The organism is Bradyrhizobium sp. Ai1a-2 (assembly GCF_000426245.1).
Classification (GTDB): Bacteria; Pseudomonadota; Alphaproteobacteria; order Rhizobiales; family Xanthobacteraceae; genus Bradyrhizobium.
Map to the genome: position 1 here is coordinate 15,001 of NZ_AUEZ01000020.1, position 16,908 is coordinate 31,908.

18 protein-coding genes and 1 tRNA gene (1 of these 19 only partly in view) are annotated in these 16,908 nt (G+C 63.5%); 6 read left to right on the forward strand and 13 right to left on the reverse strand.

Annotated elements, in window-relative coordinates; genetic code table 11:
- From K288_RS0115685 to K288_RS0115705, 5 genes are all read right to left on the reverse strand, one after another.
- A protein-coding gene (locus K288_RS0115685) for an ABC transporter substrate-binding protein (protein WP_027580419.1) crosses the window boundary here: on the reverse strand, positions 1 to 633 show its 5' portion. The gene continues 456 nt to the left of window position 1, outside the view; only the first 633 of its 1,089 coding nucleotides appear in the window; it begins with the start codon at positions 631 to 633; its stop codon lies off the left edge, out of view.
- A 233-nt stretch (positions 634 to 866) separates the two neighbouring features.
- Positions 867 to 2,207 (reverse strand): Gfo/Idh/MocA family oxidoreductase, encoded by a 1,341-nt coding sequence (locus tag K288_RS0115690; protein ID WP_027580420.1) that lies wholly within the window; start codon positions 2,205 to 2,207, stop codon positions 867 to 869.
- 141 nt (positions 2,208 to 2,348) lie between these two features.
- Positions 2,349 to 3,149 carry a phytanoyl-CoA dioxygenase family protein gene (locus tag K288_RS0115695; protein WP_027580421.1) on the reverse strand — a complete coding sequence of 267 codons (801 nt, stop codon included), beginning with the start codon at positions 3,147 to 3,149 and terminating at the stop codon, positions 2,349 to 2,351.
- Between the two features lie 39 nt (positions 3,150 to 3,188).
- On the reverse strand, positions 3,189 to 3,863 hold the full coding sequence (locus K288_RS0115700; RefSeq protein WP_027580422.1) for a GntR family transcriptional regulator: 675 nt from the start codon (positions 3,861 to 3,863) through the stop codon (positions 3,189 to 3,191).
- Between the two features lie 93 nt (positions 3,864 to 3,956).
- Positions 3,957 to 4,823, reverse strand: a complete 867-nt coding sequence (locus K288_RS0115705) for a sigma-70 family RNA polymerase sigma factor (protein WP_027580423.1) — start codon at positions 4,821 to 4,823, stop codon at positions 3,957 to 3,959.
- Between the two features lie 110 nt (positions 4,824 to 4,933).
- Here K288_RS0115705 and K288_RS0115710 point away from each other — a divergent pair, with 110 nt between their 5' ends.
- Together K288_RS0115710 and K288_RS0115715 are read left to right on the forward strand one after the other, a co-directional pair.
- On the forward strand, positions 4,934 to 5,389 hold the full coding sequence (locus K288_RS0115710; protein ID WP_027580424.1) for a carboxymuconolactone decarboxylase family protein: 456 nt from the start codon (positions 4,934 to 4,936) through the stop codon (positions 5,387 to 5,389).
- 328 nt (positions 5,390 to 5,717) lie between these two features.
- On the forward strand, positions 5,718 to 7,451 hold the full coding sequence (locus K288_RS0115715; protein ID WP_043159952.1) for an adenylate/guanylate cyclase domain-containing protein: 1,734 nt from the start codon (positions 5,718 to 5,720) through the stop codon (positions 7,449 to 7,451).
- 117 nt (positions 7,452 to 7,568) lie between these two features.
- Here K288_RS0115715 and K288_RS0115720 read toward each other — a convergent pair whose 3' ends face one another.
- Positions 7,569 to 8,378, reverse strand: a complete 810-nt coding sequence (locus K288_RS0115720) for an alpha/beta hydrolase (protein ID WP_027580426.1) — start codon at positions 8,376 to 8,378, stop codon at positions 7,569 to 7,571.
- Between the two features lie 113 nt (positions 8,379 to 8,491).
- Between K288_RS0115720 and K288_RS0115725 the strand changes: the two genes are divergently transcribed.
- On the forward strand, positions 8,492 to 9,034 hold the full coding sequence (locus K288_RS0115725; protein ID WP_027580427.1) for a methylated-DNA--[protein]-cysteine S-methyltransferase: 543 nt from the start codon (positions 8,492 to 8,494) through the stop codon (positions 9,032 to 9,034).
- A gap of 183 nt (positions 9,035 to 9,217) precedes the next feature.
- Here the strand turns inward: K288_RS0115725 and K288_RS0115730 are convergent, their stop codons facing one another.
- The 4 genes from K288_RS0115730 to K288_RS0115745 all read right to left on the reverse strand — a co-directional run bounded on the left by K288_RS0115730 (position 9,218) and on the right by K288_RS0115745 (position 12,746).
- Positions 9,218 to 10,087, reverse strand: coding sequence for an MBL fold metallo-hydrolase (locus tag K288_RS0115730; RefSeq protein ID WP_027580428.1), 870 nt, complete (start codon positions 10,085 to 10,087; stop codon positions 9,218 to 9,220).
- Between the two features lie 13 nt (positions 10,088 to 10,100).
- Positions 10,101 to 10,715: a glutathione S-transferase gene (locus tag K288_RS0115735; RefSeq protein ID WP_027580429.1), complete on the reverse strand. Its 615-nt coding sequence runs from the start codon at positions 10,713 to 10,715 to the stop codon at positions 10,101 to 10,103.
- A 139-nt stretch (positions 10,716 to 10,854) separates the two neighbouring features.
- On the reverse strand, positions 10,855 to 11,697 hold the full coding sequence (locus K288_RS0115740) for a fumarylacetoacetate hydrolase family protein (protein ID WP_027580430.1): 843 nt from the start codon (positions 11,695 to 11,697) through the stop codon (positions 10,855 to 10,857).
- Positions 11,698 to 11,891: 194 nt separating this feature from the next.
- Complete coding sequence (locus K288_RS0115745; RefSeq protein ID WP_027580431.1) at positions 11,892 to 12,746, reverse strand: MBL fold metallo-hydrolase; 855 nt, start codon at positions 12,744 to 12,746, stop codon at positions 11,892 to 11,894.
- A gap of 116 nt (positions 12,747 to 12,862) precedes the next feature.
- Between K288_RS0115745 and K288_RS0115750 the strand changes: the two genes are divergently transcribed.
- On the forward strand, positions 12,863 to 13,291 hold the full coding sequence (locus K288_RS0115750; RefSeq protein ID WP_027580432.1) for a DUF3775 domain-containing protein: 429 nt from the start codon (positions 12,863 to 12,865) through the stop codon (positions 13,289 to 13,291).
- Between the two features lie 35 nt (positions 13,292 to 13,326).
- On the opposite strand, the gene K288_RS0115755 is transcribed toward K288_RS0115750, so the two are convergent.
- Genes K288_RS0115755 through K288_RS53635 form a run of 3 tightly spaced genes read right to left on the reverse strand, consistent with a single transcriptional unit; the run spans position 13,327 to position 15,263 of the window.
- Positions 13,327 to 14,316, reverse strand: a complete 990-nt coding sequence (locus K288_RS0115755; protein WP_027580433.1) for an NADPH:quinone reductase — start codon at positions 14,314 to 14,316, stop codon at positions 13,327 to 13,329.
- Entirely contained in the window at positions 14,313 to 15,095 is a 783-nt protein-coding gene (locus K288_RS0115760) for an SDR family oxidoreductase (RefSeq protein WP_027580434.1), read from the reverse strand. Before K288_RS0115760 ends, K288_RS0115755 begins: the two co-directional genes overlap by 4 nt.
- Positions 15,096 to 15,113: 18 nt before the next feature.
- The gene (locus K288_RS53635) at positions 15,114 to 15,263 is read right to left on the reverse strand and encodes a hypothetical protein (protein ID WP_160168973.1); all 150 of its coding nucleotides are present in this window, start codon (positions 15,261 to 15,263) and stop codon (positions 15,114 to 15,116) included.
- Positions 15,264 to 15,347: 84 nt separating this feature from the next.
- Between K288_RS53635 and K288_RS0115765 the strand changes: the two genes are divergently transcribed.
- Together K288_RS0115765 and K288_RS0115775 are read left to right on the forward strand one after the other, a co-directional pair.
- Positions 15,348 to 16,109, forward strand: a complete 762-nt coding sequence (locus K288_RS0115765; protein ID WP_027580435.1) for an SDR family NAD(P)-dependent oxidoreductase — start codon at positions 15,348 to 15,350, stop codon at positions 16,107 to 16,109.
- Between the two features lie 615 nt (positions 16,110 to 16,724).
- Positions 16,725 to 16,801: transfer RNA gene (locus K288_RS0115775), tRNA-Met, on the forward strand.
- Positions 16,802 to 16,908: the final 107 nt, after the last annotated feature.

Below are 16,908 nucleotides of genomic sequence, written 5' to 3' on the forward strand. Positions count from 1 at the left end.
AGCGTCGATGGTGCCCTTCTCCAGCGCCGGATAGATGTCGCCGCCCGCGATCTGCTGCGGCACGCCGCCGACCTTGGCGATGATGGTGCCGGCAAATCCGCCGACGCGGAATTTGAGGCCCTTCAGATCCTCGGTCGACTTGATCTCCTTGCGGAACCAGCCGCCCATCTGCGCGCCGGTCGAGCCGGTCGGGGCGCCGATGCAGCCATATTCCTTGAGCAGATCGTTGAGCATGTCCTGGCCGCCGCCCCACTGCAGCCAGGAGATGTGCTGGCGCGTGTTGAGGCCGAACGGCAGCGATGTGCCGAACGTGAAGGCGGGGTTCTTGCCCCAGTAGTAGTAAAGCGCGGTGTTGCCGATCTCGACGGTGCCATTCGATACGGCATCGAGCACCTGCAGGCCGGGCACGATTTCGCCGGCCGCGAACGGCTGGATCTGGAAGCGATTGTCGGTGATCTCGGCCACGCGCTTGCAGAAAAATTCGCAGCCGCCGTAGAGCGTATCGAGCGCCTTCGGCCAACTCGCCGCCAGGCGCCATCTCACTTCCGGCATCGATTGTGCGACCGCGGGCGCGGCAACAGCGCTCGCGGCGAGCGAGATGCCGCCTGTCTTCAAGAACTCACGACGTTTCATTGCGTTTCCCCTCTTGGCTTCTGTCGATACCTCGACGAGGGACAACGATCTTGAGTGTCGTTTTTGGCTTCGTCGGTGACCGACGCTGGATGTGGTGATTGCGTTCGCAGGCCTTCAAAAGGCTCTTGTTAGCGGAATTCCGAAATTTCCGGTTCCGTCAGGGAGCATGACCGTTCAGGCACTGATAATCAAGCGCAATGCGCTATCGCAGCTGCGAAGCGCGCGCTGAATCTTCAGGCAGGCACGCGCTCCGCGCCTGCGGGCTTCGTCCCGCCGAACGCCGCCTCCATCGCCTTGCGCGTCTTGACCGTCTCGTTACCCGCGTCGATCTCGACATCGCTCCAGCGCACCACGGCGCCATGGGCAACGTTGCTCTTCAGCTTCACGCGATGGGCGAGCCCGATCGGCAAAGCGCCGATGGCAAGGCTCGCCTGTGCCGGCATCAGTTTGCCCCACACCGTGTAGCCGCCCTCGCCATCGAGCTCCTCGCCTGCGCGCAGATCGCGCTTGGCCACCGCCGCGACATCGCCGCGAAAACCATGTGGCTGGCCGGTCGGCTCAAAGCGCAAGGCGGCCGACAGCACCGAGATGTTCAACTCCAGTCCGATCAGATGATAGGGCTTGTACATCGCCGCATAGCGGCCGGAGGCGTCGGTCTTGAGCCCGTATTGCTTGAAGCAATCGGCCGCATAATCGTTCGGCGCTTCCAGCACGACATAGACGCCCCAGCGCAGGTCGCGGAAAACGGGACGGCCGTCGCGCTCGATCGACGACACCACTTCCACCACACCCGACTTCTCCAGTACGCCGCCTTTCTCGCGCGGCCGCATAATATGCGGGAGATCGTCGACACCGCAGGGCGGAAACAGCAGGCCGTCTGAGGGCACGTCGAGGCCGGTGGCATTCGCAATCGCAGCCATCTCGATCGCGGACTTGGTGCCGTCCAGGAAGGAGTTGAACATCTGCGGATTCATGCCGGCGGATTGCGCCTCGCCGGCCGTGAGGCCGTAGTGACTCCAGACGCCTTCCGGCGTCACGTCGTGATAGGCCGGCAAATACTTCGTGCCCTTGCCGGCGGCGACGACGCGGAATCCGGTTGCGCGTGCCCAATCGACCATTTCCGCCGTCAGTGCCGGCTGGTCGCCATAGGCGAGTGAATAGACCACGCCGGCCTTGCGGGCTTCTTCCGCGAGCAGCGGGCCCGCCAGCACATCGGCCTCGACATTGACCATGACGACGTGCTTGCCCGCCGCGATCGCGGCGCGGGCGTGCTTGATGCCGACCGCGGGATTGCCGGTCGCTTCCACCACCACATCCATCGCGCCGCCCGCAATTGCGCGCGCGCCGTCATCGGTGAAGGTCGTAGCCTTGATGCGATCATCGTCCCAGCCGACGGTGCGGCACGCCTCGCGCGCGCGGTCGCGGTCGAGATCGACGATAACAGGCACCTCCAGTCCCGGTGTGTGCGGGACCTGGGACAGGAACATCGAGCCGAATTTTCCGGCGCCGATCAGCGCGACGCGAACCGGCTTGCCGGAGGCGGCGCGGGTTTTGAGAAGATGGTGGAGGTTCATGGGTTAGTCCGATGATGATTGGCTTGGTCATTCCGGGGCGCGCGAACCGTGAACCCGGAATCCATTGGGCCGCAAGCGCAGGCGGAGAAATGGATTCCGGGCTCGACGCCGTGCGTCGCCCCGGAATGACAGGGTGAGAGACTACTCCGCCGCCTGCCGCGGTGCACGCGCCAACCGGACCAGCGCGTCGTCCGCGACCGGCTGGATCGGCGTGAAATCGCGATGGGCGATGTATTCCGGCCGCGTCGGGGTGCGGATGTAGTTCGAGACCGCGTTCAGCGTCAGGTAGACGATCTTGCGCGGATAGGGCGTGATGTTGCCGCTCGATCCATGCACGAGATTGCCGTGGAACATCAGCATGCCGCCGGGCTTGCCGGTCGGCGCGACGATGCCGCCATCCTTCACCAGGCGCGTCACGGTCTCCTCGTCCAGCGTCCACAGCGGATAGGAGGTGGTCTGAAGGTCATGGGCGGCCTTGAGGTCGCCGGCATGGTGGCTCTTCGGCACCAGCATCAAGGGACCGTTGATCGGCATCACCTCGTCGAGGAAGATCGCGATGTTCATCGCGCGCGGCTCCGGCATGCCGTCGTCGCGCTTCCAGGTGCCGTAGTCCTGGTGCCACTGCCAGACGTCGCCGGTGAAGGCCGCCTTTGCGTTGATCTTGAACTGGTGCATGTAGACCTTCTCGCCGAAGATCTGCTCGATCGGCTCGATCATGCGCGGGTGCGCGCCGAGGGTGCCGAACGCCTCGTTGTAGAGATGCGCTGCAAAAGCGGTGCGCGGCGCGCCGCTCTTCTCGCGCCACACCTCGGGGCGGTTGGCGTCGTAGATGTTAACCGCCTCGCGGGCGAGGAAATCCACCTCTTCCTGGCTGAACAATTCGGGCAGGAACAGCCAACCCTCGCGGTTGAAGAATTCGATCTGCTCTGGCGTCAGTTTCATCGTGCTTCCTCCTTTTGGTTTTCTTTGACGACGCGTCGATCACGCCGCCACGGCGGTCGCTCTCAATCTCTCCTCCGTCAGCCGCCCCGCCGTCTGCGCATGCGCTGACGCGGCGGCCTCGGCCGCCTTTGCGTTGCCGGCGAGGACATGCGCGGCGATCTGCTCATGCTCGGCCCAGGCGCTCTCGCGATAGTCGAGCTCGGCGAGCACGGTCGCCATCGAGCGGCGCATATGCGCCCATTGCGGCGCGATCATCTCCTCGATCGCGGGATTGCCTGACAGCGCATAGATCGCGCTGTGGAAGTCGACATCGCGCGCGATCAGTTCTGCGAGTGGCGTATGCGCGTCGATCGCGCGTCCGGCCGTCAGTGCCGCCTCGAGCCGTCCGCGGCAGGAAGCATCGGTCCTGCTGCGCCCGGCGGCAAGCCGCGCCGCCAGCGCGTCAATCGCGCCGCGGACTTCGTAGAGCTGGCGGATGCGCTGCGGATCGAGCTGGGTCACCTCGAAGCCACGGCGGCCGCTTTCGGCGACCAATCCCTGGCGGTGCAGCAGATGCAGCGCATGCGACACCGGCTGGCGCGACACGCCAAGCTTCTCGGCAAGCTCGTTCTGGGTGATGCGCTGTCCCGGCGGCAGCGTGCGGTCGATGATCGCCTCCAGGATGCGCGCATAGACCTGGTCGATCAGGTTGGGTAGCGGCTCGAGCGGCAGCATGCCGGGCGTTTCCTTCGGAATACGGAATTCCGTATTCGGAGAGGCTACGCCCGACCCGAGATGCGGTCAAGGCGGAACCTGGCTGCCCTCGCGTTAATTGCTTGGAAGCACCTCGACGTCGAATGCTGCGATCCGCTCCCGATCGGCGATGGCCTCGAACGCCGCGATCCTGTCGCCGGCAATGGTGAACTGCAGGACGATCCGCAGTTGCCCGTCGAGGATGACAGCCAGCGCCGGCCGGCCGTCGACGAGCGCCGGCGTTGCGGCCTGCGCGCGTCCCTTGAAGGTTTCGGCAACCGCCGGCGCGCCGCGGATTTCCGCCAGCGATCCCAATCGCTGCGCCGCCACATCAGCGCGGAACACGACATCTGGGTCGAGCACCGCGAGCAGGCCCTCGAAATCGCCATCGCGCGAGGCTGCCAGGAAGGCCTCGACGATCCTGCGCTGCCGCGGCGCGTCGCCATCGGCGGCCTCCCGCGAGCCCTGGACGCGGCGACGGGCACGGCTTGCCAACTGGCGCGCCGCCGCTGGCGTGCGGCCGACGATCGGCGCGATCTCCTCGAACGGAACGGCGAACATGTCGTGCAGCACGAAAGCCAGCCGCTCGGCCGGCGCGAGCGCATCCAGCACCACCAGCAGCGCTGCGCCGACGGAATCGGCCATCTCGGCGTCGCGCTCATGCGTGTCGTGCGCGGCCGGTTCGGGCACCTGCGGCCCCATCGGCTCTTCGCGGCGCGCCTTGCGTCCGCGCAACATGTCGAGGCAGACGCGGGCGATCACGGTGGTCAGCCAGCCTCCCAGATTCTCGACCGCAGAGGCATCGGTGCGGCTCAGCCGCAGCCAGGTTTCCTGCACCGCGTCGTCGACCTCGCCCGCTGAGCCGAGCATGCGGTAGGCCACTGCGCGGAGATGGCCGCGATTGGCTTCGAATTGTTCGGCCAGGAAATTTTTTTCGTCCATCGGTCACACTCTCATTCTCGGGTCCGTCATGGCCATGACGAAGCAAATCCGGCCGGTGTGACAGCAAATCGGCCGGCCCGCGTCAAAGCCAATGCTATGGAGAACAAATGATGCAAGCCCGCATGAATCACCCGGTGATGGTCATTCCCGACGCCATGAAGACGATGCAGACGCTCAGCAGCCTGCCGCAGGGTAATCTGCCCGAGAAACTGATCGAACTCGTGCAGCTGCGCGCCAGCCAGATCAACGGCTGCAGCGTCTGCGTCGACATGCATCCGAAGCTCGCGAAAAGGGCAGGGGAAACCGACGAACGCCTGTTCTGCGTCGCCGCCTGGCGCGACACGCCCTATTTCACCGACGCCGAGCGCGCCGCGCTTGCACTGACGGAATCGCTGACCCGGCTCAACGACCGCGAGGACGGGGTGCCGGATGCAATCTGGCGCGAAGCCGACAGGCATTTCGACGAAAAGGAATTGGCGTCGCTGATCCTCGCGATCGCGGTCATCAACGTCTGGAATCGCCTGAATGTCGCCGTCCGCCAGCCGGTCGGCGCGTGGAAGGTGTGATCGACGCACGCCTCTTGCCTGCCTCTTGCCTTGGGGAGAGTGTGCGACACTGTGCAGCCGGTGAGGAGCTTCTCCGAAGCCTCCTCGCTGGCCGCATCGCCTTTTCCTGAATTCATTATTGAGCGCTTAAGGTCCGCGCAGAAAAAGCCCGCCAGTCTTGGTGGCGCTGAAAACGCTACCCAAGCCAATCTCTGGAACTGTGCTACATTCGCCGAGGCTGATCAGACGCCTGCGTCGTTGGTCAGGTCTCGATCGATCGTGTTTCCCATTCTCGCGTCATCCCATTCTTAGTTCGAAGAATCCGCCTGTCATGCCAGAGCGCCGGGTAATGCTGCAACCGACAATCAGAAAACAGATCCTTGGCATTGCCATGGGGCTCATCGTGTTGATGGCCGTCACGTCCGTGCTGTCGTCGGTGATGGCCAGGAGGATTGCCCATCAGCTCGATGAGCTAACGACGAAGTATGTTGAGGCTTACGGTCATCTGGCTCGGATGAATGTCCGTTCGCTCGAGCAGGCATTGGCGCTCCGCAGGATGGTGATCGCCAGGATGCAACCGTCGCCGGATCAGGCCGCCGTGGCCGAGCAGCAAAAAGTCTACGAGGCCAAGAGTCTGCAAGTCGATCAGGAAGCAAAGGCTGCGCGTGGCCTCGTCAATTCGATCATCGACGACGTTTCCACCGAATCCGACAACGCGAGGCTGGGGCGGATCGACGATCGAATCGAGACCGTAAACAACGACCTCCGCCGCTATCTGGGTGACGAGCACAAACGGCTGTTGTCGTTGCTTGAAGCCGGAAATTTCTCCGAAGTCAGCGCCAGCCTTGCCCGAACCGAAACACTGCGCGACGAGTTCAATCAGCAGTTGGACGAAGTCCGCAAGGACATGCTGGCGCAGGTGCGCGCGGACGCCGCGGTGACGATGAGAGATCAGCAGAGGGCTATTTTGATCTCTGTCATTCTAACGGCACTTGCCGCGATCCTGGGGTTGCTGTTCTCGTTCTTCGTAAGCACCGGCATTACGCGGCCGGTCAGGCGCCTGCTGGAGGGGACCCGGGCGGTCGAAGCCGGCCGGCTCGATGGCTCGATCGACGTCACGACGCGGGACGAGATCGGCCAGCTCACCGCGGCGTTCAACAAGATGGTCGAGCAGCTGCGCCACAAGGAGCGGATGCGCGAGACCTTCGGCAGATACATCGACCCCCGCGTTGCGGAAGGGCTGATTGAGAGACAATCATTGACCGCGACCGACGGTCAGCGCCGCGTGATGACCGTGCTGTTCTGCGACATGAAAGGCTTCACCAGCCTCAGCGAAGGAATGACGCCGCAGGGATTGGTCAAGGTGATGAATCACTACCTCTCGACCATGTCCGGCCCGATCCGCAGCCAACAGGGGATCATCGACAAATATATCGGTGACGCCATCATGGCTTATTGGGGCCCGCCATTTAACGAAGATGCCGACCAGGCGCGGCTGGCCTGCCTTGCCGCCATCGACATGGCCGATCGTGGTACGGCGTTGCGGACGGAACTCCCCGAGTTGCTCGGCGTGCGGTCGGTGCCGAGCGAATGCGACGTTCGCATCGGCGTTGCGACCGGCGAGGTGCTGGTGGGAAGCATCGGCTCGGAATTCATGATGAGCTACACCGTCATGGGCGATGCGGTGAATCTTGCCTCGCGCCTGGAAGGCGTGAACAAGATATACGGCAGCCATGCCCTGGTTTCCGAAGCGACCGTGAAAGCGGCAGCCGATGCGATCGAGTTTCGCGAGGTCGATCGGCTGGTCGTCGTTGGCCAGACGCGGCCGGTGACGGTGTTCGAGATCATCGGGCGCAAGGGCGAGCTCAGCCCGGCACAACTGTCATTGTTGCAGCGATATTCCGATGGACTTGCCGCTTATCGCGTCCGCCATTGGGACGACGCGCTTGCGGCGTTCAACGAGGCACTTGAAGCCGTCCCTGCCGACGGTCCATCCATGACCTTTGTCAAACGCATCGATGGCTTCAAGGCAAATCCGCCCGCCGGTGCCTGGGATGGCTCATGGTATCTCGACCACAAGTGAAGCAGCTCTCCACCCATCATTGCGAGCACAGCGAAGCAATCTATGCCTCTGTGACCCGAGAAATGGATTGCTTCGCTGCGTTCGCAATGACGTGGCGGCGGCTGAGATGATGGGCCGTCACGTCGCCAGAAAATCCAGCACGATCTCGCAATAGCGCTGTGGGGCCTGCTCGAACATCGGATGCGTCGTGCCCGGGATGATCTCCGTGCGTGAGCCCTTCACATGGGCGGCCAGTGTGTGCAGCACCTTCGGCAGCGCGCCCTTGGTGTTGGCGCCGCCGATGAACAGGGTCGGCGTGCGGATTGCTTCGGCGTCCGCCTTCGAGAACGGCGGCCGCTTATCGCGCGTCTGGCCGATCAGCGTCGCTGCGTTGTCGCGCAAGGGCTCCTTCACCGCCGCCGGCAACCGCTTCCAGGCGCCAGGGCCCTCCAGCGCGTCGATGAAGATCTGCAGCCCGCCATCGATATTGCCCTTGGCGATGACATCGGCGGAGGCGGCGATCCGCGCCGCCAGTGGGGACGGGCCCGGCTTGAAGTCGGGATCGAGGGTTTCATCCAGCTCGCCGCCGGGCTCGGCCAGGATCAGCCTGCGCAGCAGATCCGGCCGCCGTTGCGCGACGCGGAAGGAGACGTGTCCGCCGCGCGAGTGGCCCATCAGGTCGACCGGCTTCGGCTCGATCTGTTCGATGAAGGCGATGACATCTTCGACGTGCTGGGCGATCGAATAGGTGTCGCCGGCACCGTCCCAGCGGTCGGGGAAGAAATGCCGCAGGCTGACCGCGATCACGCGGTGCCTGCGGGACAAAGGTCCCAGCGTCGCCGACCAGATGCGGAAATCGCAGAGCGAGCCGTGCACGCACACCAACGGCGGCCCTTCGCCGACCTCGAGATAGGCCATGTCGTATCCGTTGACGCGAAGGGTTTGCATGGGGATGCTCTCAAAGTTCCCGCAGGATTCGGGTGGATAGCAACATTCTCCAAGCCTAGATTCCATTGCAAGGACAAAGCTCGACCTGTCGAGCCCGAGAGATGGAGCAAGCCATGACCGGTCAGCATTTTGCGATCTTCGACACCGTGATCGGTGCTTGCGGCGTAGTGTGGGGCGAGCACGGCATCACCGGCGTGCAACTGCCGATGGGAAGTGAGGAAAAGACCCGCAAGCGCATCCAGCAGAGGAGCGGCGAGGCGACGGAAGCCACGCCGCCCGCGGACGTGAGAAGCGCGATCGAGGCCATGACCGAACTGCTCGCGGGCAAGCCGAACGACCTCGCCGAGGTCGTGCTCGATCTCGACGGCGTGCCGGACTTCAACCGTGGCGTCTATGACATCGCGCGCAGGATCCCGCCGGGCAAGACCATGACCTATGGCGAGATCGCCAAGCAGCTTGGCGGGGTCGAGCTGTCGCGCGACGTCGGACAGGCGCTCGGCCGCAACCCGTGCCCGATCGTGGTGCCCTGCCACCGCGTGCTTGCGGCCGGCAACAAGCCCGGCGGCTTCTCGGCAAATGGCGGTGTGGTGACGAAGCTGAAGATGCTCGAGATCGAGGGCGCGATCGTCAACCACACGCCAAGCTTGTTCGATTGAGCCCTGACGGAGCCGCGAGTTCGAACACCTCTCCCATAGAGAGAGGTCGGATCGCACCAGCGATCCGGGTGAGGGGTTCAGGTCCCTCGATAGAGCGTAGCCCCTCACCCGGCGCTGCGCGCCGACCTCTCCCTATGGGAGAGGTGAGGAGAACGCGACCGAGCCGCAGTTCTCTTGCGACAGCTACACCGTCTCGCACGTAAACCCATTGCCTCTGCGTCGGATCTTGCCGGCGGAGGGCGAGGGGAAATGCGCGGTGCAGCAGAGCGTGTCGGTATCGCAATAGCGCTCCAGGAAGTTGCGCCGTGTCTGCGCCGCCTGCGCCTGGTCGACATCGAACTTCGCCGACAGTTCCGGATAACGCGTCTGCAGCGGCGAGTGCATGAGATCGCCGGAGAACACGGCGTCGTCCCTGCCGCGCCCGAGAATGAAAGCGACGTGGCCCGGCGTGTGCCCGGGCGTCGGCAGGATACGCGCGTGGTCGCCGATCGTAAAATCGTCGCTCACGATCGCCTCGCGCTTTGCCTCGACGATTGGCAGCACGCTGTCGGCGAAGGGTGGCACTTCGCTTTTTTCGTTCTGCGCGGTCCAGTAGTCGAACTCACCCTTGGCAAAGACGTAGCGCGCTTTTGGAAACGTCGGCACCCAGCGGCCGTTTTCCAATCGCGTGTTCCAGCCGACGTGGTCGACGTGCAGATGCGTGCACATCACATAGTCGATGTCTTCGACTGCGAACCCGGCCGTGGCGAGGCCGCGTAGATAGGTGTCGTCGGTCTTCATGTTCCATTTCGGCCGCTGCGGGCGTGGCTTGTCGTTGCCGATGCAGCTGTCGATCAGGATGGTGTGATGCGGCGTCTTCACGACATAGGACTGGAAGCACAAAAGCAGGACGTCGCTCTCGTCGAGCGCCCTGGCCTCGCGCATCCACGCCCGGTTCTCGGTCAGCACGTCCGCCGTCAGGCCGGGCAGCATATCCAGCGCCGGCAGGAAGCTCGTCTCCTGCTCGATGATGCGGTGGATGGTGAGGTCTCCGATCGAGAAGGTGAGGCTCATGGCAGACTCCGCTTCAGGCTGGCGGCACCGAGATCTTGACCGACGGCCGCTCCAGCATTTTCTGGTTGAACGTATCAAGCTTCGGATAGGCCTTGCGCCAGCCGCAGTCGGGGAAGCGGAGGTCGGCATAGCCGAGCACGCAAACCAGTCCGATCTGGGCGATGTTGAACGGGCCGGAGAGTACATCCTCCCGCTGCTCGAACCGCGCCATGCCGGCCCAGGCCCGGTTCCAGTGGTCGTCATACCAGGCCTGCCACTGCAAGCCCTGCGGCCGCACCATCTTCTCGTAGCGGCACAACAGCATGGAATCGAGCATGCCCTGCAGCAGCGAGTGATCGGTCTTGGCCTTCCACCGCGCCGGTCCGGATGCCGGGATCAATCTGCCGCCGCCGGCGAGATCGTCGAGATATTCGACGATGACGTAGGAATCGAGGATGGCGTCGCCGTTATCGAGGATCAGCACCGGCAGTTTCTTCAGCGGGTTGATATCGCGCGTGTAGGCATCGTTCGCGGTGCCCGGCGCGACCGTGGTGGGGACCAGCTCGATCTTGTCGATCAGCCCGGTCTCGATCGCAGCAATGCGCACCTTGCGGGCAAACGGCGAGGCCGGCGAGAAGGTAAGCTTCATGGGATGCCTCAAAGTAAATGCTGTGTCGTCATTGCGAGGAGCACAAGCGACGAAGCAATCCATTTCGCCGCGGACGCGGTATGGATTGCTTCGCTTCGCTCGCAATGACAGTGGCTCTGGTCTTCGCCACCAATAAAAGTTACGCCGCAACGATCTCCTGGCGCTGCTCGCCCAGGCTCTCGATGCCGAGCGTCACGACGTCGCCGACGTTGAGGTATTGCGGCGGCTTCATGCCGGTGCCGACGCCGGGCGGCGTGCCGGTGGTGACGATGTCGCCGGGCAACAGCGTCATGAACTGCGAGACGTAGGAGATGCACTTCGCCATCGAGAAGATCATGGTCGAGGTCGAGCCGGTCTGCCGGCGCTGGCCGTTGACGTCGAGCCACATCGACAGGCTCTGCACGTTCGGGATCTCGTCCTTGGTGACGAGCCAGGGGCCGAGCGGGCCGAAGGTGTCGTGCGACTTGCCCTTGGTCCACTGTCCCAGGCGCTCGATCTGGAAATTGCGCTCGGAAACGTCGTTGCAGACGCAATAGCCGGCGACATGGTTCAGCGCGTCGGCCTCGGAAACATATTTGGCGCGGGTGCCGATGATGGCTGCGATCTCCACTTCCCAATCGAGCTTGGTCGAGCCGCGCGGCTTCTCCACGGTGTCGTTCGGGCCGGAGAGGGCGGTGTTGGCCTTCAGGAAGAAGATCGGCTCGGACGGAATCGGATTGCCGGTTTCCTTGGCATGGTCGCTGTAGTTCAGCCCGATCGCGACGAATTTCGAGATGCCGGTCACCGGTGCGCCGAGGCGCGGGTTGCCGGGAACCGCAGGCAGCTTGGACGGATCCAGCGCGGCAAGCCTGGCCAGGGATTCCGGGGAATAGGCCTCGCCGGTGAGGTCCTTCAGATGCGCCGACAGGTCGCGCAACTGGCCGGATTGATTGATCAGGCCGGGCTTTTCCTCACCCTTCGCACCGTAACGAACAAGCTTCATTTTTGATCACTCCCTAAACGGGTTTTTTGGGCTTTACGGACTTGGGACGCTTCATGGAGCAGCGCGGGGCGAAATTCAACTGCCGAAAACGGGGGGAGGGTGGGCAAACCTAGGTGGGGTCGGCAAAGCGAAGCGTGCCCACCATCAAGCGCATCGCCCGCAGTGGCGGGCACGCTGCGCTTTGCCCCTACGGCCTACCCATTCTCCAGCGCGATGAATTTGAAGGCCTCGCCCTCACGCTTGATGTGACCGGCGTTGAAATGGCCGCCGATCACCAGCGTCGGCGTATCGGCAAAGCCGGAGAACAATTCGCGCCGCGTCACGACCGACTGCTCGGGGTCCGAATCCGCCGTCGAGCACCAGTCCAGATGGGCCATCTGGCAGGGATGATGGGCGACATCTCCCGTGAGCAGCCCTTCCTCGCCGTCGGAGCGGATGTGGATGCTCATATGGCCCGGGCTGTGGCCGGGCGTCGGGATCAGGGTGATCTCCTCCGTCAGGCGGTGGTCGGAAGGCACGAGGTCGGCCCTGTCGGCATCCGCGATCGGCTTCACGGAATCCGTGAACACCGAGCTCTGGTCGGGCGATTTGCCGTGGTCGCGCCAATGATCGAATTCGGTCCGGCCGAACACATAGCGGGCTTTGGGAAAGGTCGGCACCCATTGGCCGTCGACAAGCTTCGTGTTCCAGCCGACGTGGTCGACATGCAGGTGCGTGCACAGCACGGTGTCGATGCTATCAGGGGGAAAGCCCGCCGCGGTCAGCGTCTCCAGAAAGGGATGCTTGCGGTTGTTCCAGCTCGGTACGTTGCGGCCTTGTTTGTCATTGCCGAGCCCGGTGTCGACGATGATCCGTCGCGTCGGCGTCTCCACTACCAGCGAGTGGATCGACAGTTTCAGGCGTCCCTCGTCGGTAGCGTAATGGGGAATGAGCCAAGGCAGCTTCTGCACTTCTTCGTTGGTCGCGAGCGGCAGGATGAAACGGGTATGCCCGACTGTCTCCAGTTCGACGACCTTCGTGATCTTGACCCTGCCTACTTTCCACGCCATCCACCGCTTCCTTCTTAAAACGCTCGTTACCGCGAAGATGCTGATTTCCGCTTGTCCGCGCAATGGATCATCTCGCATGATCCGGCGTTATCGGATCGCGAGAACAGGAGCGCGCAATGCCCGAACTGTCGATATCGACCGATAAAGTCGGTTTTTTGATCGAGAAGGCGCGGGAATTCGATGTCAAGGAAGCGGCATCCGACCCGGATTCCGGCTCGAATGCTGCCGACGATGATATGGTCGATGTGCTGGAAGATGATGGCCAGGACCCGGTCGAGGGAGAAATCAGGGGCTTCATCCGCGCGCTTTCCGAGGACGAACAGATCGATCTTGTCGCGTTGATGCGGCTTGGCCGCGGCGATCGTCCGATCGAAGAATGGGACGAACTTCGGCGAGAGGCCGCCGATCAATATAACGGCCGCACCGCGGGCTATCTGCTCGGGGAGCCCATGCTGGGTGATCTGCTGGCCGAGGGGCTCGAGCAGTTCGATCGTCCCTGGGCCGACGAGCGCACCACGCCCGACTCGTCGAGCGACAGCGACTAAAGCCCGATGAGCTTTCTTTCTTTCCCGACCATGCTCTAGCGAGCGCAATCAACAATAACGGTGCCGAGCTTGTCGCCCTTCTCGACCGCGAGGTGTGCCTGCGCCGTCTCCGACAACGCAAACTGGCCGGCGATGTTGTGAAGGCGCGGTCCGGCCGCGAGCCATTTCGTGATGTCGGTCTGGGCTGCGGCAAGCAGCGGCGGCGGCAGCGCGAACAGCACCAGCGCGCGCAAGGAGATGCACTTCTCCATCAATTCGCGCATTGGCACAACGGGGTTGCGGTTGCCGTTGGTGGCGTAGACGGCGATCGTGGAATTGACCGCCATCAGTTTCAGCGTCGTCGCGAGATTGCCGCCGAAATCGATATCGACCACGCGGTCGACGCCGCGTTGATGGGTGAATGCCATCGCCTTTGCAACGACATCTTCCTCTTTGTAGTTGATCACGAGATCGGCGCCCGCGCGCCGCGCCTGCTCGGCCTTGTGCGATGAACTGACGGTCGCGATCACCTCGGCGCCACCCCATTTCGCCAGTTGCACGGCATAGTGGCCGACCGCGCCGGCACCGCCGGTGACCAGCACCGTCTTGCCCACGATCGGCCCGTCCGCAAACAGGCAGCACCACGCAGTCATACCGGGGATGCCGAGCGTGGCGCCTTCCGCGAATGAGAGATGATCCGGCAAGGGCGTCACCAGGTGCTCGGCCAAGGTGATAAATTCCGCGGCCGTGCCAAAAGCTCGTCCATTGCGCTGGCCATTGAACAGCCAGACCCGGTCACCGACCTTGAACCGCTTCACGCCGTCGCCGACCTGGTCGATGATCCCCGCGCCATCGCTGTTCGGGATGACGCGCGGATATTCCATCGCCCGATAATTGCCGCCGCGGCGGCCGACATCGGCGGGATTGACGCCGGAGGCTTCCAGGCGGATTCGCACCTCGCCCGCACCCGTCACCGGGGTCGGCATCTCGCCGAAGGTCAGGACCTCCGGCGCCGGCCCGGTCCGCTCGTACCAGACCGCCTTCACAGCGTGCCCGGGAACGCGCCGCCGTCGAGCAGGATGTTCTGGCCGGTGATGAAGCCGGCCTTGGCGCCGCACAGGAACGCGCAGGCGTAACCGAACTCTTCGGGATCGCCGAAGCGGCCGGCCGGATTGAGCTTGGCGCGCTCGGCCAACAGTTGCTGGGGCGTGATGCCGCGCTTCTCGGCTTCGGCCTTCGCGGTGCCGAGCAGGCGGTCGGTCTCGAACGGCCCCGGCAGCAGCGCATTGATGGTGACGTTGTTGATGACGGTCTTGCGCGACAGGCCCGCGATGAAGCCGGTGAGGCCGGCGCGCGCGCCGTTGGAAAGTCCCAAAATCTCGATCGGCGCCTTCACCGCGGCGGAGGTGATGTTGACGACGCGGCCGAATTTCCGCGCCATCATGCCGTCGACGGTGGCCTTGATCAGCTCGATCGGGGTCAGCATGTTGGCGTCGATCGCCTTGATCCAGTCGTCGCGGGTCCAGTTGCGGAAATCACCGGGCGGCGGGCCGCCGGCATTGTTGACCAGGATGTCCGGCTCCGGGCAGGCCTTCAACACGGCCTCCCGGCCCGCCGGCGTCGTGATGTCGCCGGCGATCTCGGTGACGGTGACGGCCGGGTTCGCTTTGCGAATCTCGTCGGCGGTCTTCTTCAGCGCTTCCGCGCCGCGCGCCGTCAAGGTGACGTGGACACCCTCATTGGCGAGCGCGATGGCGCAGGCGCGGCCCAGACCCTTGCTTGAGGCGCAGACGATGGCACGGCGGCCTTTGATCCCAAGATCCACTGTTTCACTCCCGTGATGTCAGGTGGTTTCTAAAATGTTCGATCCGGCCACTTTAGCCAACGCCAAGCGGCCTGATAAGCCCTGCGGCGTTGCACCGGCCGAAATCGTAGGTATGAATGCGCGCATATCAGTGTCCAGATCATGATCCGATTGGTTGAATTGGATCATGATCTGATCTTTCTTCGTTTTTAAGCATGATCTTTTCGGAAACCCGGTACCCACTTTTCCGGATCATGCTTTAGGGAACGCACCATGTCCGATCTGTTCGATGTCAGCCAGGAAACCATCTTGATCACCGGCGCGAGCCAGGGGCTGGGGCGGCAATTCGCCCGCGTTCTTTCCGCGCATGGCGCCGCCGTCGTCCTTGCTGCGCGCCAGACCGGCAAGCTGAAGAGCCTGGAGGAGGAGATCCGGGGCAAGGGCGGCCGCGCCGCCGCCGTGCAGATGGACGTCACCGACATCGGTAGCATCGGCAAGGCACTTGATGCCGCGGAAGCCGCCTTCGGCCCGGTCAGCGTGCTCATCAACAATGCCGGCATCGCCATCGAGAAATTGTCGACTGAACAGACCGAAGCGGATTGGGACGCCGTGATCAACGCCAATCTCAAGGGCGCGTATTTCCTGGCGACCGAACTGGCGCGGCGGATGATCGCGCGCAAGCAGGAGGGCAATATCGTCAACATCGCCTCCGTGCTCGGCCTTAGCGTGATGAAATTCCTCTCGCCGTACACGGTCTCGAAGGCCGGCATCATCCAGGCCACCAAGGTGATGGCGCTGGAGCTCGCCGGCAACAACATCCGCGTCAACGCTTTGGCGCCCGGCTATATCGACACCGAGATGAACCACGACTTCTGGGCGACGCCCGCCGGCGAGAAACTGACCAAACGGATTCCGCAGCGCCGGGTCGGCGCCGAATCCGACCTCGATGGCGCGATCCTGCTGCTGGCCTCAAAAGCCTCGCGCTACATGACCGGCAGCGTGGTGACGGTCGACGGCGGTTTCCTGCTGAACTGAGCACCATCCGTAGCCCGGGTGAAGCGCAGCGTAACCCGGGAATCTTTGCGGGCAGACCCCGGGTTTCGCTGCGCTTCACCCGGGCTACGAATTCCAGCGGTTCGGCGCGGCGAGCGCCGGCGCCGTGACCATCGACACCGCGAAGATGATCAGCAATCCGCCGCTGATGCCCACAAAGCGCTCGATCCCCGCCATGATGCTGGCGGGCGGTCCCAGCCCTGCACCAGCGTCATGATGAACACGACCGCACCCTGGGTGCCGACATAGCCGATGCCGCGTGTCATTCCGGGAAGCGTGCGCGCGTCATCGAAATGACCGCCATCCCCCGATTTTCTTGGCCCGAGGCTCCACTTTTGCGGCCTTTCTGGCAAGAGCGGTTCCAATGGCCGGGTTCGCGCACGAATCCGGGTCAATTTGGCCGTCACAAAACCTCAAAAAACCTGTGTCCAAGGGCTTTCCAAAGCGGATCAGCATTGATACATACGCCTCGCGCCCGGTTGCCCTCGGCCCCGGGTCGCCTTCTCAGGAAGTTTTCGAACGGATCGAGCGGCGCCCTTTCAAGCGTTGTCCGCTTCACGTTCGGCCTCTCTCCATGCAAGGCGGAAATCGGTTTAACGCGGGGTGGAGCAGCCCGGTAGCTCGTCAGGCTCATAACCTGAAGGTCATAGGTTCAAATCCTATCCCCGCAACCAACCGATACCTTGTCCAGCCCGGACAGATAGGTAACAGAACGTACCTAGGACATAGGTGACAACCTCGTGCCGAACGGGTTGTCGAGGGGCTGCAGGGTTTTCTGCTC

Excerpts from the sequence above, each read along its gene's own strand:
- K288_RS0115690 (WP_027580420.1), bottom strand. The coding sequence starts at position 2,207 with ATGAACCTCCACCATCTTCTCAAAACCCGCGCCGCCTCCGGCAAGCCG.
- K288_RS0115695 (WP_027580421.1), bottom strand. The coding sequence starts at position 3,149 with ATGAAACTGACGCCAGAGCAGATCGAATTCTTCAACCGCGAGGGTTGG.
- K288_RS0115700 (WP_027580422.1), bottom strand. The coding sequence starts at position 3,863 with ATGCTGCCGCTCGAGCCGCTACCCAACCTGATCGACCAGGTCTATGCG.
- K288_RS0115705 (WP_027580423.1), bottom strand. The coding sequence starts at position 4,823 with ATGGACGAAAAAAATTTCCTGGCCGAACAATTCGAAGCCAATCGCGGC.
- K288_RS0115710 (WP_027580424.1), top strand. The coding sequence starts at position 4,934 with ATGCAAGCCCGCATGAATCACCCGGTGATGGTCATTCCCGACGCCATG.
- K288_RS0115715 (WP_043159952.1), top strand. The coding sequence starts at position 5,718 with ATGCTGCAACCGACAATCAGAAAACAGATCCTTGGCATTGCCATGGGG.
- K288_RS0115720 (WP_027580426.1), bottom strand. The coding sequence starts at position 8,378 with ATGCAAACCCTTCGCGTCAACGGATACGACATGGCCTATCTCGAGGTC.
- K288_RS0115725 (WP_027580427.1), top strand. The coding sequence starts at position 8,492 with ATGACCGGTCAGCATTTTGCGATCTTCGACACCGTGATCGGTGCTTGC.
- K288_RS0115730 (WP_027580428.1), bottom strand. The coding sequence starts at position 10,087 with ATGAGCCTCACCTTCTCGATCGGAGACCTCACCATCCACCGCATCATC.
- K288_RS0115735 (WP_027580429.1), bottom strand. The coding sequence starts at position 10,715 with ATGAAGCTTACCTTCTCGCCGGCCTCGCCGTTTGCCCGCAAGGTGCGC.
- K288_RS0115740 (WP_027580430.1), bottom strand. The coding sequence starts at position 11,697 with ATGAAGCTTGTTCGTTACGGTGCGAAGGGTGAGGAAAAGCCCGGCCTG.
- K288_RS0115745 (WP_027580431.1), bottom strand. The coding sequence starts at position 12,746 with ATGGCGTGGAAAGTAGGCAGGGTCAAGATCACGAAGGTCGTCGAACTG.
- K288_RS0115750 (WP_027580432.1), top strand. The coding sequence starts at position 12,863 with ATGCCCGAACTGTCGATATCGACCGATAAAGTCGGTTTTTTGATCGAG.
- K288_RS53635 (WP_160168973.1), bottom strand. The coding sequence starts at position 15,263 with ATGATCCAATTCAACCAATCGGATCATGATCTGGACACTGATATGCGC.
- K288_RS0115765 (WP_027580435.1), top strand. The coding sequence starts at position 15,348 with ATGTCCGATCTGTTCGATGTCAGCCAGGAAACCATCTTGATCACCGGC.